Raw genomic sequence first — 15,741 nt, 5'->3', positions numbered from 1 at the left:
TTTTCTTGCCAAAAATTTGATAAAATAAAATAGGTTGATGATGCAACAGACCAACTAATTTTTAAGAGGGATTTTTATGGTAAGTATAATAATACCTACATTCAAGAGAAAAATGAATGTTGTAAAGATTGCAGAAGGAATAAGAACTACAGTTGACAATGTTAATGATTATGAATTCATATTTGTAGATGACAATATGGATGATACGACTAAATATATGGACAGGTTAAAATATACCTATAAAAATATAAGGTGGCTTCACAGTGGTGAACAGGAAGACCTTGCGACAGCTGTAGCTTCTGGAATAAGTATAAGCAGGGGAAGTATCATTGTAGTTATGGATTCTGATTTACAGCACTCATCGGAATTGTTACCTGAAATGGTTGACGATATAAAAAATGGTTATGATATAGTGATTCCCAGTAGACATTTATCTGGAACTTCTCATACTGCTGCTTTTGTTGGAAAGTTCTTTTTAAAAGAATTGAGGAATATAAGTGATCCTACCGGAGGATTTTTTGCATTTAGAAGGGAAATATTGAATGGCATTGCATTGAGTGCCATAGGATGGAGGATACTTGTGGAAATTCTGGTTCTTGGAAAGTACACGAAAGTAAAAGAAATACCATATAAATTTGGAATAAAGGACTATGATAATTCAAATATGTCTTTTTCCTGTTGGATGGACTATTTGAAACATATATTTAATCTGGTGAGATACAGCGTTGAAGACAGGAGAATATTCCTGTTTGCCGTTGTAGGATTCCTTGGTATACTTGTAAATATGACATTCTATAATATCTTTGTGCTTTGCGGCATTGCAGTAGGTCTTTCAGGAACATTCTCAGCGATTATTGCCATGGCTTTAAATTTTGTCCTGAATAGAAATATTACCTGGAGGGACAAGAAAAGTAACAGGTTATTTCAGGAGGCCATGAGATTTCTGGTTGTATCCTCCTTCGGCATAACCATTAATATAGTCATACTGAGCTTTCTCCATTACAAATTTAAAGTTAACTATAATATCGCCAATCTAACAGGTATCTGTGGGGCTGTATTCTGGAATTACAACCTCAATAGATTGTGGACATGGAAAAATGATTAAACAGCTTTGAAAAGCTGTTTTTTTGCTGATAAATACTAAAGTAGGACAAATAAGGTTTCGATAACTTATTAAGGGAAAATTATTTTAAATCAAAAGTTACGGGGAGTTTGGAGGAAAGACTGTGATTATAAAAAGGAAATTTATAATTGGTTTAACATTGGCTGCTATATTCAGCCTTGCTTCATTACATAAGGTTAGTGCTTCTATTCCAACTATAAAGAGACTGGCAGGAGCTGAAAGATATACTACATCCTTGAGGATTGCACAGGATGGCTGGTCTTCCTCGTACTATGCTGTTCTTGCTTCCGGGGAGAATTATCCGGATGCATTGAGTTCAGTTCCTCTGGCGAAAAAGTATGATGCACCAATACTCTTGACTCATAGAAATTATATAGACAGTTCCATAGTTGAAGAACTTAAAGGTCTTAATGTGGGAAAAGTATTTGTAATAGGTGGAACAGGTGCTGTTAACGATAGCGTATTAAACAGGCTGAATTCACTTGGCATACAGACGGAGAGAATAGGCGGGGCTGATAGATATGATACCTCTGTGAAAATTGCTGAAAAGTTCGGCAAGGTGAATACTCTTGCAGTTGCTACCGGACTTGATTATGCGGATGCACTATCCATAGGGCCGGCTGCTGCATTGATGGGAATTCCCGTGATTCTGGTACCTAAAAATATCATACCGGATAGGACAAAGGATTATATAGAAAAGCTGGATACTACGGTAAATAAGGTTTTTATTGTAGGTGATAATAGTGTAATAAGCGACAATGTGGCCATGGAGTTTGGAAATGTGGAGAGAATAACTGGAAAGGACAAGTATGAGAGAAATATAAATGTAATAGCAAGGTTCCTGATAAAGTCAGGCAGCAGTGGAGATTATAACAGCAGCAGTGACCTGTTCAGCTTGAATAATCTGTATATTGCCTCAGGAGAAGGATATGCCGATGCACTGTCGGGTGCAGCTGAAGCGGCTAAAAGCAGTTCACCTGTCATACTTTCGGGAAAATCCAATTCGGAACTTATAAAGAATTTTATACTGACCAAGATACCGAATTATGATTATGACAGTGATATACCTGAATATCTTACAGTTTTAGGTGGAGAAGGAGTAGTTCCGAATTCCAGGGTAGGCGATATATTTGGTGATGTATTCGGCGACAAAAATTCCAGTACTGGAGATTCATCAACTACTGTTTTCAAGGACAGCAACCTGGAAAAGCTTATAAGGGAAAAGGTTGGGATGCCTACAGGAACCCTTAATTATTCGGACTTGGAAAATATAACATCCCTGGATTTAAGCAACCAGGGTATAAAGGATATCAGCGGACTTCAAAATTGTGTCAACTTGAAGAGTCTGGATTTGAGCTATAACCAGATAACAAGTGTAAAACCGCTCTTGAAATTGTACAATCTTCAGGATCTTGATTTAAGTCACAATAGGATATCGGATGTTTCATATTTATCCAATCTTACAAGCTTAAAGCAATTAAATTTAAGTGATAATGATATAAGTGTTCTTGGCTATTCAAGGGAGAGCACAAAAGATGAGGATGATACTGACTATGACAAAACAAGTGACAGTGTATTTAAATATATGATAGGACTGACTTCTCTTGATTTGAGCAATTCCAATACAAATGGAAGCTACAAATATAAGAACTCGATAAATAGCTCTGATTTAAGCAATTTAAAATATCTCACAGGGCTTACGTCTTTGAATTTGAAGGGAACAAATGTAGGAAGTCTCACCAACCTTGAAAAACTTACAAACTTGAATACTCTCAATTTGAGTGATACAAATGTAAGCAATCTGGATACCCTGAAAAAGCTGACAGATCTTACTTACCTGGATTTAAGCAGTAATGACAGCATAGACGGAAATGACCTGAAGCCGCTGCAGAATCTGACAGGGCTTAAGTATTTGAACCTGAGCAATAACGATATTGACAAACTGACTTATATAAGCGGTCTTACAAATTTAAAGACACTTTATCTGGAAGACAATCCGATACTGGACTATACTCCAATACTGTCCTATGAAAAATCGCTCTATTACAGGGACTTTGATGTAAGTTCCATAAGTGATGATGTTGTATATTCCGATGATGCTGCAATAGATGCTGAAATAAAAAGTCAGATAAGTAATCTTCAGAGTTCATACAGCTATGGCGATTACAATAAACTCAGGTTCAGGGTGCTGTATCGATCCTATGCTTCCGGTGTCTATAATGGGACACTTCAAAATTTGAAGAAGGAGATGTCCTGGCTGAATCAAAGGATAGCTTCCGGCGGACTGTCCGACCTGGAACTAAAAGATGCAAATGAAAGCCTTTCAAGTGTTCGAAATGAGATGGCGGATATAGATAAAAAGGACAGCATGAATACAAAAGTCAAAAGTCTTGAAAATCAGCTTTCAACTTCCTACAAGGCAAATGACATGGAAAAGATAATAAATAAAATCAACTATGTATATTCCGATTACAGATATGATTATTATAGAACACTGGCAGCCAGGTATGCCGATGATATACACAATATAGAAGCAGAGATCCAGACAATAGGGCTGCAGGGCCCGGGTTCCAGTGGAAGCGATACTATTGACAGCCTTCAAGACATGCTTGAAGATAAGAAAAAGGACAGGGATTCTGCTGAGGGAAAAATAGATATGTACGATAACTACAGAAATTTCTTTAATGCGGTTAATTCGGTACTTGAAGAGAATTAAAGAAAGGAGTGCCTATATATTAATGAATAATCTAAAAATGCAGGGAGTGCTCAGAAGTAAAAAATTGGCTTTATTGGTTGCGACTGCGGCAATTGCAGGTATTTTGAGTACTACGAAAGCATATGCGGCACCATCAGTTGAAAGATATGGTGGTATTGATAGATATGAAACAGCTGCAAAGGTGTGTGATGCAGGCTGGAATACCGATACAAAATATGCAGTTCTGGTAAATGGGGAAAACTACCCAGACGCCCTTTCTGCAGCTCCGCTTGCTAAAAAATATGATGCACCTATACTTTTGACCGGCCGTAGTGCTATGAGTCCGTATATATCTTCGGAACTTACAAGGTTAAATGTAAAAAATGTATTCATAGTTGGAGGAAAAGGTGTCGTATCCCAGAGTATAGAGGATTCGCTGACAGCTAGAAATATAAAAGTTACGAGAATCGGAGGGGATGACAGATACGAAACCGCCCTTAAGGTTGCGGCGAAGGTTGGAAAATCCGGCGAGGTGGCCCTGGTCAATGGAAATGATTTTAAGGATGGCATGACAATAGCCTCAATAGCAGCTTTAAAGGAGATGCCCATAATATTGACGGGCGGGAATTATATGCCTGCTTCTGTAAAGAAATATCTTGGAAATGGTTCCAAAATGGATCAAATATATGTAGTGGGCGACAGCAATACTATAAGTGACAGTGTCATAAGTGGATTGTCAAATGTAAAGAGAATAGGGTCAGGAAATGCATACAGTAAAAATGTAGGAGTAATACAGGCTTTTCAAAATGAAATAGATACGGGTACTTTATACATAGCTTCTGCCAGGGATTTTCCCGATTCTCTTGGAGCTTCCGCACTTGCTCCAAAAACTTCATCGCCAATACTTTTTGTAGACAGCCCCATGGATGAAGCTACGTCAAATTTTCTTAAAACCCATATAGTGAATAACTTGAAGGTGCTTGGTGGTACGGGGGCCGTAAGCTATGAATCGGAAAGCATAGCAAAGAGCCTTTCTCTTGGAGTGGGCAATACTGACAATATAACCGATACGATATGGCAGAATGAAAAGTACACTCCAAGGGAGACTATAGTTATAACAGCTACGGATGGCACTAAAAAGGAAATGCCCGTTGAATGGAACCTCACCAAAATAAATACTACAAAACCTGGTATCTATACATTTACCGGGACGGTGAAGGGAACTGACGAAAAAGTATATACCACACTTACGGTAAAACCGCTTCCGTATAAGATCAGCGATTTGACTGAAACTGCGGTCAGCAGGGAAAAATTTGACCTGCCTACCACGGTTTCAGCACAGATGACCGACGGCACTACAAGCCAGGTGCCTGTAACCTGGGACTATGGAACACAGTCAGGTAACAAGCCAGGTGTCTATATCTTTTACGGTACAGTTGATAAATACAGTAAAAAGGTCAAACTTACGTTGACAGTAACCGACAACGGATCGACGACCAAAACTATAAAGACCATAAACAATATAAAGAAAACTGTAAGCAACAAGTCCGATTATAGCCTGCCAACCAAGATACCTGCCATAATGACAGATGGTTCAACAGAAAATGTATCTGTAACCTGGGGACCTGAAAATGATTATGCCAAGGGTGTCTATACCTATGAGGGAACTGTAAGCGGGTACAGCAAGAAGGTAGGACTTATGCTCATAGTTACCGGTGAAGGTGGACAGGATCCTAATGATCCCAACTATCCTGATAACCCGGACAATCCGGATAATCCTGACGATAATGCAGTTGATTTAGGGGAATTGGACGCCATAGTTCAGGGAGATTCTTATCCGGCTACAGTAACAGATCCAGTAACCAGGAAAGAAGTAAAAGTGAGCTGGACAAGAGTAATTAATATAGATGCTACTTATGTGGACAGGAACAATGTAGATGACTGCAGAATTTCAAAAGTGACTCTTGAGGGTATTACAGGGTCTGGCACCACGGTTAAAGCTACGATAGGTATAATTCCTAAAATACTTGGAATTACAACGAGAAGTAATGTAAATAACAGTCCTATACCTGTAGTTATATCTATAGATAATACTGGAATTTATGATATGTCAGAAGCAACAAAAGAACTCAGAGCAATTATAATAGGACCTGATGGAAATAAAATTCAAAAGGAGGTTACGGTTCTTCTCTGGAATCCACCTTATATAAGCGTGGGAAATTCGCAGAGTTATAATGTAACTGCATCGGTAAATCACTATACAAATTCTGCTGGCACTAATACAGTGGATGTTATTTTGCAAGTCAGGCGTTAAATGACTAAGTAAAAAATAATAATTATTTTCTACTAAAAATTTTTAATAAATATACGAATATAATAACTAGATATTTAAATAAGGGGGAATAATCATTGAAAAGGACTAGGATGTTAGTCATGACTGCAGTTATTGTTCTTGGACTAGGATCAGTTGTATATGCTAAGCTGCCTTCCAACTCCATAATGATAGGTAGTAATGTCTATGATGCAGCGTACCTTAACAATCCAACTAACTTGGCGAATATAAATGACCAATTGATGAACAATCTGGGAAACATATATTTTATAAAGGATTCAAAGGCACAGGACATATTCACCGGTTCACCCGTTGATGATAGTCAGCTTATATCGAAAGTAGGAAGTACGTTAACCTATTATACTGCTACGGGAGCAAGACAGAAAATTGTTGCAGGTGCCGATGGTGAATATGGAGATCCAAGTAGTGTAAATACTAATATGTTTGCCATAGTAAATGTAACATATAATACTATTACTACAGGACTCAACATGTATACAGTTAAAGTACCTCAGGTTGAGGGAGTGAGCAATGCATCCTATTTTAAGGCAGGAGACAGTGCTATTACACCTCTTACGGATATGGCGACATATATAGGAAATAATTCATCAGGCAGTGGAATTTTACTCTCTATCTTTGCAAGTGACGGAACAACCGAACTTGCAAATGGATATATGAGATTAAATGAAGGAACTTCTACATCGGGAAGTGTTAATTCTTCCGTAATATTAACTGCCACAGCAGCACAAAATCCACTGGATGATACAGTTCATGGAAATACTGCTGTAAATCTGTCCAATACTGGTTTTGCAGCCATAGACGAGGATAACAGCTGGATCTACTATGAAAATACAGGAGATAAAAATAAACTTTACAGGAAAAGCGTAACCGGAGTAGAAGATGAGGTTATAAGCAATGATGAAGTTCAGTATATAAATGTAGTAGGCGATTGGGTATATTATAGCAATTATAGTGATAATGGAAAAATATACAAGATAAGAACAGACGGAACCCAAAGACAGAAGATAAGTGATGACATGGCTTCCTGTATAAATGTAGTAGGCGATAAGATATACTATATAAATAACTCTGACAGGGCGAGAATATATGTACAGGATTCCCAGGGCAGAAGGCAGGTATTGTCGGATTCGGCCAGACAACTGAGTGTAGGGGATAATTTCCTATTTTATATAAATACTTCTGATGGAAACAAATTGTACAGCTCCAATTTGTTGAACAACTATTCCAAAACAAAATTGAGTGATATAGATACTGAATCCATAAGTGCAATCAATGACTATTTGATTTTCTATACGGGTAAGGACGGAAATCTATACAGGTCCATGGGTTCAGCTACCAATAATCCAACTCCACTTGGCATAATTACAAATGTGCCTCAAAAAGGAGGTAGTACTTCAGGTTTAAATGCTGTAGATGATAAAGCCACAGTTATATGTGCACTGGATGATAATAATATATACTATACAAGCTATGCGGATGGTAACAAAATATACAAGCTGGATAGTACGGGAAATGGTTATAAAATAGCTGATGCTCCTGCAAGTTATTTGAATGTAGCAGGCGACATGCTCTACTATATGAATAAGGGAAAAGCATATGTTATTTCCAAGGATTCAGATGGAACTGCAAAGGGTACGGCGATTAAAAAGCCTAAACTTACGGAAAAAGTAGTTGATGTATATCAGCTGCCGTCATATTCAACTGATGATATATCAAAGTTTAATTTCCCAGAGAGAGTTGCAGCTATAATGAGCGATGGAACCATACGCCAGCTGGTTGTGAATTGGGATAAGGATAATCCTAAAATAAAAAAAGGAGTGTATAATTTTACAGGAACCATATTAGGGTATGGTACAAAAGTTACCATGACTGTAGCTATTGATTCAGGTTCAATAAATGCAGATAATGTAACTGTTGTAAATGAAGCCGGTAAAAAGGATAGTGTGACTGTAGACGGAACAAATACAAAGCTTAAGCCGGGAGATATAATAAGCGTCTATACTAACATGTCTGATACTAAACCAGTAAAAACAGCAGTAGTAGATGACAATTACAAGGCTGTTCTGACAGGAATGGACTTTGATCCGGATGGAACTACCATATATGTAACTGTAACTTCTGCGGATAAAGCAGAGGGAAGTAAAGTTGCAGTTCCTTGTCCTGCTGAAGCACCTACAGGATTTTATGTAAATGCACAGGAGGAGAAGATAACTGGATTAAAGGCAGGAAAAACCTATAAAGTATATATACAGGATGAAAATTCAGATGGTACGGTACCTGAACTTCCTTCAGATTTTACTGAAGCTACTGCAAATGGAAATGGTGCAATAACGGTAAGTAATATTAAATCTAAGATAACAGGGCCGGATGGCAAAGATAATAAAAAGCAGATGCTTAGAATTGTACTTGAAGGAAATGTGGACAGCAAGCCGTCGGATCCTGTAGAGATAAGCAAGGCGGTAGTGCCTGATTATGTATCAATAGATCTGAACTACGGAAGAATCGTTGGAAGCACTGCTGGAATGCAGTATAGATATAAAGAGGGTGAAGACTGGAAGGATTGCCAGGGAGGCAGCACACCTATATCAATGACATTGTCACTGCAAGTCCAGGTTCAAGTAAAAGCGGATGGTCCAGTACTTGAGAGTGATCTTGTAACATACGGATTGTTCCCGATGCCTGTGATAACTGGAATTGAGAATGGAAAGATATATTCAACAGGTCTTGATGCTAACGATAAAAGTACTTTCCCTGATGTAAGCTGGAATACTGATACCGATACTATAACATATACTGCTGTTCTAAAAAAGAAAGATGGAACGGTAGTAGATAATTCAGTGACTCCTTCAACACTACTGAGTGATTTAGAGGCATCGGGAAATGGAGATTACGTATTAAGTGTAACTGGGACTAAAACCCAAGTTGGTATGGATCCATCTACTGCTACAAATACCACCACTGTCAATTTTACAATAAATTCCTCTGCACCTTCAAGTGTAGATATAAGGTTTGTAGAAAAACCTGGAACAGAAAAAGATTTAACAGCTAATCCTGAACAGTTGGATACTTATTACCAGGCAACACCGCAGTGGACAGACTTGGCAGGAACCTACAGTACGGCTACACTTACCAGAATGAAGGATGCTTTTGGTGATCCAGGCAGTGTGCATTATGATACAATAGATCCACCTGCACCAGTAGCTTTTGTACCAGGCAATACCATAACTCAGGATGGAGAATACGAGCTTGCTGTTACCACAACCAGCAGAGAAAATGGAGCGGTTAGTGTTTCTAAAAAAACCTTCAGGGTTGACCCTATTGATGAGGCTGAAACGCCTTCTGTAGGTGGAGTATACAGTGGAGGAGTTTATACATCTTCAGTAATTCCAACATTTACAGATGTGCCTCCATATGAAACGGAAGCATCCATAATGCTCAATGGATATACTACTCATTATGTATCAGGAAATGAGCTGACGGTTAATGGAGCTTATGTGCTCATATTGAATACTACAAATACCATCAATGGGCATACAAGAGAGACGAGAATTCCATTTACCATAAGTGATACGAGCACTGTATCCAATGTTATACCTGTAGATAAGATAACAGTAACTAATAATACTTCTGGCAGTGATATTGTAGGAATAGCCGATATTCCATATGGAGCTACAGTGAAGGTATACAGCAGTTCAGGCAGTCTTATAGGCAGTGCGACACAAAATAATTCAAGCAGTGATCCTTTAGATGTAACCATAAATGGCGGAATACCGGCCGGTGATACCAAAATATATGTAACTAGAACGGATCAGGGAAAGCAGGAAAGCAACAAAACAGAAAAACCTGTAGCTTTGGTTCCAAGTATAAAGTCAATTTCTCCAACGACATTTACAGAAACCTCAGCTGATGATGGTTCGATTTCTGGAACTGGGTCAGATGGTTCATCTACAAAAAGAGTAACTGTAGAAATACAGAATGGCAAGATAAAGGATAGTATAAGTAGTTCGGATATAGCTGCAACAAATCTACCGTCAGGATTAAGTTGTACTGTAACTAAGCTGGATGACACTCATCTGGGAATAACTATTAACGGTAATGCAGCTTCTAATGATATTCCAGACAGCATAAGTAATTTGACATTTACTATAAAGGCATCGGGAATGGATGCAGTAAGTGGAGGAAGCACCCAGGATGTTACTACAGATCCTATTACCATAAACTTTAATGGTGCACCAGCTGCTGTGACCAATATAGCGGCTTCAGATATTGCCGATACCGGTAACGGAAGCGATTTAAAGGTAACTTTTGATAAAGCAGCAGATGAGTCAAAGGTTGAATCCTACAGAGTTATTGTGGTAAAGAGTGGACATACACTTGATCTGGAGCAGGCAAATTCATTGTCGGCATCAAAATATACTGAAGTTCCAAAGACGGGTTCAAATTTGGAAGTTACATTAAATGCTTCAGCTAGAGATAGTGATGGAGGTCTGATTGCATCTGGAGATTATTATGTATATGTATTGAGCGTGGCAGATGGAACAAATGCCAATCTGAACAAACTATCATCACCAGTAAGTGTTAATCTTACTACACCATAATATCTAATATGGCAATTTGTTAAAAAGTAAAGACAGCCCTGAGCAATGGGACTGTTTTTACAGATTTGATTCAACATCAAAACTCAAAAGGAGGGAAAGAATTGAAAAAATCCATAAAGAGGACTGTGTTGATTTTGATTCTTGCATTGACTTGTGTTGTTTCATGGGGCAATTTTAGTACCATGGCGGAGGATAGTTATAAAGATATGGGAAACAAGGTCATAAGTGATGTAAACAAAATCTGGACACTTAGGTTCAGTGCACCTGTAAATGTAAATTCTTTAAGAGGCAATGTAAGTATTGAAGATATTACAGATAAAAGTACCATCAATGCAAGTGTTTCGGCAGGAGATGAGGATGATCTGACGGAGATCAAACCACCTTCCGGAGGCTACAAATTGTCACATGAATATAGATTGCATATAGAAAAGGACGTAAAGTCCAAGGAAGGTAAAAATCTGTCAAAGCCCATTGTATTCAGCTTTAAGGTAGTTTCTGACGATAGTTATAAAGCTTCGGCAGATGTGGTAGTTTCTCCGGTTCTTCCAATGTTGAAGCAGATAACTGTAAATACGGATTTGCCTTCTGCTGCAAAGTACCAGATAGAGGGAAACAATAATTTGTTTGATATTGGCAAAGCCGCAGTTTCAATTTCATCCGGAAATACAGTACAAATTTGTATGTATGATGCCAAGGGAAATTTACTTGGAACTTCCAGACTTGATGTAAGTTCAACCAAAAGCGATATAAGCATGGATATAACTTTGGCAAATTAGAATTATAACTGCAGATGAAAAACGGGGAAATGTATAAAGTACATTTCTCCGCTTTTTCATATATTTTGAATGTTTAATTCAATATAAATGTGTTAAAATATATATATTATCAATCATGGGAATGTCCCCATAAAATAGAAGGCGGTTTTCCAATGAAATCTAATGGCATAAGGCTGTTTAAAATAAATGAACTTCATATTTTGATATTTGGTTTTTTGACGATAATATTTATAGGGGCGGTACTGCTCTGTCTTCCCGTAGCCTCTCAAAGTTACAAACATACGAATTTTATAGATGCTCTTTTTATGGCTACATCTGCAACCTGTGTGACGGGGCTTGCAATTGTGGACACGGGAACCTACTGGAGTTATTTTGGAAAGTCTGTAATTCTGGCACTTATTCAGATAGGTGGTCTTGGTTTTATGGCATTTTCCACTCTGCTGGCACTGTTGTCGGGAAGAAAAATAACATTGAAGGAAAGACTTCTTATACAGCAGTCACTTAATTCCTTCAGCATACAGGGACTCATAAGGATGTCCAAATACATATTGATATTTACTTTTTTAATAGAAATTGCAGGAGCTGCTGTACTGTCCATCCAGTTTGTTCCTGAATTCGGGCTTGCAAAAGGTCTGTTTTATTCCATCTTCCATTCAATTTCCGCTTTCTGTAATGCGGGAATGGATCTTATTGGAAGGGACAGAAGCCTGACACCATATTATAACAACCCTCTGGTTATATTGACCGTAAGTGCACTTATAATTACCGGAAGCCTTGGCTTTTATGTATGGCAGGAAATTTACAGCCTGAGAAGCTTCAGGGACATAAAAAAAATTTCACTCAATTCAAAGGTCTGTATAAGTATGACTGCAATACTCATTGTTTCCGGAGCTCTGCTGTTCTTTCTGTTTGAATTCAACAATCCTGGTACCATGAAGGACATGACCCCGGGAAACAAGCTACTTTCTTCATTTTTTACCTCTGTCTCTTCAAGAACTGCAGGCTTCAACTCCATTTCTCTCCAGGATATGACCGGCAGCAGCAAATCATTGATTATATCATTCATGTTTATAGGCGGCGCACCCGGTTCTACTGCAGGGGGAATAAAGATAACCACTGCAGCACTTATTGTAATGACTGCAGTATCTGCAGTGAAAGGGAGACAGGAAACTGAAATCTACAAAAGGACGATAAAGAAGGAATTGGTTTACAAGGCCATTGTCATACTGGTTATCGATCTGTTTCTGGTTCTCATTTCCTTTATGATATTGGGAGTAACTGAAAGGGGTGAGTCACTTCAGACTATATTTTTTGAATGTGTGTCGGCTTTTGGAACTGTAGGACTGACTGCCGGACTTACAGCTGAACTCAGTGATATAGGTAAGATTGTAATAATTGTAGTCATGTTTTTTGGAAGATTGGGAGGTCTTACAATAGTACTGTCAATGACAAATAGAAAGATTCCTAGGTCTATAAGATATCCCGAGGACAGGATATTGATTGGATAAAACTTGGAATCCGGAGGTGGATTTATGAAAAAGAAACAGTATATCGTAATAGGACTTGGAAGGTTTGGAAAATCAATGGCAAAGACGCTTTGTGAACTTGGAAATGATGTGCTGGCAGTTGATTCAAACGAGGACAATATCCAGTACATATCCCATTATGTAACAGAGGCGGTTCAGACGGATGTAACCGATGAGGAAAATTTGAAGGCCCTTGGTGCAGGCAATTTTGATGTTGCAGTAATAGGTATAGGAAACGATATACAGAGTAGTGTGATAGTTACGCTTCTGCTGAAGGAAATGGGCGTGAAATACGTCATTGCCAAGGCAAACACAGAGCTGCACGCGAAAATTCTGTATAAAATAGGTGCGGATAAGGTTGTTTTTCCTGAAAAGGATACTGCCATCAGGGTTGCACACAATCTTGTATCAAGCAACATACTGGATTTCATAGAGCTGTCCTCTGAATACAGGCTGACGGAAATACTGTGTATGAAAGAATGGATTGGAAGGGATCTGAGACACCTTGACATAAGGGCCAGATATGGAATAAACATTATAGCCATAAAAAGGAACAACAAGATAAATGTATCGCCTGCTTCAGACTTTGTACTGCTTGAAGGTGATATAATCATAGCTATTGGAGGACAAAAAGAAATAGAAGAACTTGAAAAGCATTTTTAAATATTGGGGTTTACTATAAAATGGAGGTATATTGAATGGAAGAGGCGTCATACGAAAAGAATATATACATAGGACTTAGAATTGAATTTGTAAATGGCAAAAAGTTTTTTGAAGGAATTGTTATAAAGGTATATGACAATTGTTTCGCTGTAAATGTGCCTGTTGATCAGGATAATTATTCCACTGTAAAACTTGATGATACCGTGAATTATCTTGTTGCATACAAAGACAGAGCTTTTAAATGCCAGTCAAAGATACTCGGGCTCAAACTTGGTGACAAATTTTCACTTCTCATAATTGATAATCCTAATATATTGAACAGTATAGAAAGAAGAAGGTATCCTAGAATAAAAGCTGTAATGGATATTGGATATTATTTTATAAATGATAATTTGGAGTATAAAAAAATTCAGGAGGTACCGAAGGCCTATTTTTCAAAAGTGAAAAAAACTTTCAGCATAGATTTAAGTTCCAACGGTATAAATATTATAACCTATGAAGACAAGGTTACTCCTAAATACGCCCTGGTTTCTCTGTTTATCAAGGAAAAAATTGATATATTGTGTTCCATAGTAAGAAGCGAATACGATGAGAAAAACAAAAACTACAGGACGGCAATGCATTTTGAAGATCTTGATAGTAATAAATGGCAGTATATAGATGAATTTGTACATTCAAAATTAAAATAGAATGAAAGGGGAGATAGATATGAAAAAAATTAGAATAGCTTTGATGGGACTTGGAAATGTAGGCATGGGAGTCTGGATAATATTATATTCCAACAAAAAGGAGATAATGAAGAGATCAGGCTATGAAGTGGAGATTGCCAAAATTCTTGTTAAAGATAAAAACAAGGATAGGGATGTTGATGTCCCTGATAATGTCATAACCACGGATATCAATGACATACTTGAGGACGATTCAATTAAAATTGTAGTTGAAGTTATGGGAGGTATAGAACCTGCAAGAGAGTACATGCTGAAGTGCATGGACAGGAAAAAGCACATAGTAACTGCAAACAAGATGCTTATTGCAACTGATGGTGATGAACTTTTCGAAAAGGCGGACAACATGGGGGTAATGTTCAACTATGAAGCAAGTGTAGCCGGTGGTATTCCGATAATAAACGGCATAGAAGAGAGTCTTACCGCCAATAAGATAAGGGAATTGTACGGTATAGTAAATGGCACTACCAATTATATTCTTACAAAGATGGAACTTGAAAGGATGGATTTTAATGTGGCTTTGAAGCAGGCCCAGGAAATGGGATATGCAGAGGCGGATCCTACTTCCGATATTGAAGGCTTTGATGCACAATACAAGCTGGCTATACTTTCATCACTGGCCTTTGGAACTAAAATTGATGTCAACAATGTATACAGGGAGGGCATTACAAAGATTGAATCCATAGATATGAAGTATGCAAAGAGGTCCGGCATGGTAATTAAAATGCTTGCAATCGCAAAGGACAACGAGGGTAAACTGGAACTTAGGGTGCATCCTACAATGATTCCAAAAGAACATCCTCTTGCAAATGTATATGATTCCTTTAATGCTATATTTATAAAGGGAAATGCAGTAGGAGATCTTATGTTCTATGGAAGGGGAGCTGGAAGTCTTCCTACGGGAAGTGCCGTTGTCAGTGATATCATTGCAATGTTGAGAAATAATGTGGATATTGAAAACAGCAATCCGGTGGTGAAAAACAATTTGTGGGACAGAAAAATAAAGGATATTGGAGAAAGTGAAAGCAAGTTCTATATAAGAATAAATGTGATTGACCAATCCGGAGTGCTCGGAGAGATAACAACCATTTTAGGAAAGCATGATGTAAGTCTTCGTTCCGTAATACAAAAAGGTGATGAAAATTTAAAAGGTGAAGTTACCGTAGTTATGATTACACATAAAACAAAGCAGACAGAGATAGATGCTGCAGTAAGGGAAATTATAAGCCTTGAATCGGTTCTCAAAATAGATAATATTATAAGAATAGAAGATTTTAAATAA

The 15,741-nt window shown here is 37.8% G+C and carries 9 protein-coding genes; all 9 read left to right on the top strand.

Features of this window, described 5'->3' with window-relative positions:
* The first annotated feature begins 76 nt into the window (after positions 1-76).
* The gene (locus ACSVC9_RS09180) at positions 77-1,105 is read left to right on the top strand and encodes a GtrA family protein (RefSeq protein ID WP_446897191.1); all 1,029 of its coding nucleotides are present in this window, start codon (positions 77-79) and stop codon (positions 1,103-1,105) included.
* Positions 1,106-1,226: 121 nt separating this feature from the next.
* Positions 1,227-3,839: a cell wall-binding repeat-containing protein gene (locus tag ACSVC9_RS09175; RefSeq protein WP_446897190.1), complete on the top strand. Its 2,613-nt coding sequence runs from the start codon at positions 1,227-1,229 to the stop codon at positions 3,837-3,839.
* Between the two features lie 22 nt (positions 3,840-3,861).
* Positions 3,862-6,132 carry a cell wall-binding repeat-containing protein gene (locus tag ACSVC9_RS09170; protein WP_446897189.1) on the top strand — a complete coding sequence of 757 codons (2,271 nt, stop codon included), beginning with the start codon at positions 3,862-3,864 and terminating at the stop codon, positions 6,130-6,132.
* Positions 6,133-6,227: 95 nt separating this feature from the next.
* On the top strand, positions 6,228-10,769 hold the full coding sequence (locus tag ACSVC9_RS09165) for a DUF5050 domain-containing protein (RefSeq protein ID WP_446897188.1): 4,542 nt from the start codon (positions 6,228-6,230) through the stop codon (positions 10,767-10,769).
* Between the two features lie 101 nt (positions 10,770-10,870).
* Positions 10,871-11,545, top strand: a complete 675-nt coding sequence (locus ACSVC9_RS09160; protein ID WP_446897187.1) for an Ig-like domain-containing protein — start codon at positions 10,871-10,873, stop codon at positions 11,543-11,545.
* 152 nt (positions 11,546-11,697) lie between these two features.
* Positions 11,698-13,053: a TrkH family potassium uptake protein gene (locus tag ACSVC9_RS09155; protein ID WP_446897186.1), complete on the top strand. Its 1,356-nt coding sequence runs from the start codon at positions 11,698-11,700 to the stop codon at positions 13,051-13,053.
* 24 nt (positions 13,054-13,077) lie between these two features.
* Positions 13,078-13,734, top strand: a complete 657-nt coding sequence (locus ACSVC9_RS09150; protein ID WP_446897185.1) for a potassium channel family protein — start codon at positions 13,078-13,080, stop codon at positions 13,732-13,734.
* A 35-nt stretch (positions 13,735-13,769) separates the two neighbouring features.
* Positions 13,770-14,423, top strand: coding sequence for a flagellar brake domain-containing protein (locus tag ACSVC9_RS09145; protein ID WP_446897184.1), 654 nt, complete (start codon positions 13,770-13,772; stop codon positions 14,421-14,423).
* A gap of 19 nt (positions 14,424-14,442) precedes the next feature.
* Positions 14,443-15,741 (top strand): homoserine dehydrogenase, encoded by a 1,299-nt coding sequence (locus tag ACSVC9_RS09140; protein ID WP_446897183.1) that lies wholly within the window; start codon positions 14,443-14,445, stop codon positions 15,739-15,741.

The sequence above is a fragment of the Clostridium sp. LBM24168 genome, assembly GCF_052953915.1.
This window is presented reverse-complemented; position numbering and strand designations above follow the sequence as displayed.

Bases quoted from the DNA above. Each gene is read 5' to 3' on its own strand.
- ACSVC9_RS09180 (WP_446897191.1), top strand. From the start codon at position 77: ATGGTAAGTATAATAATACCTACATTCAAGAGAAAAATGAATGTTGTA.
- ACSVC9_RS09140 (WP_446897183.1), top strand. From the start codon at position 14,443: ATGAAAAAAATTAGAATAGCTTTGATGGGACTTGGAAATGTAGGCATG.
- ACSVC9_RS09170 (WP_446897189.1), top strand. From the start codon at position 3,862: ATGAATAATCTAAAAATGCAGGGAGTGCTCAGAAGTAAAAAATTGGCT.
- ACSVC9_RS09150 (WP_446897185.1), top strand. From the start codon at position 13,078: ATGAAAAAGAAACAGTATATCGTAATAGGACTTGGAAGGTTTGGAAAA.
- ACSVC9_RS09145 (WP_446897184.1), top strand. From the start codon at position 13,770: ATGGAAGAGGCGTCATACGAAAAGAATATATACATAGGACTTAGAATT.
- ACSVC9_RS09155 (WP_446897186.1), top strand. From the start codon at position 11,698: ATGAAATCTAATGGCATAAGGCTGTTTAAAATAAATGAACTTCATATT.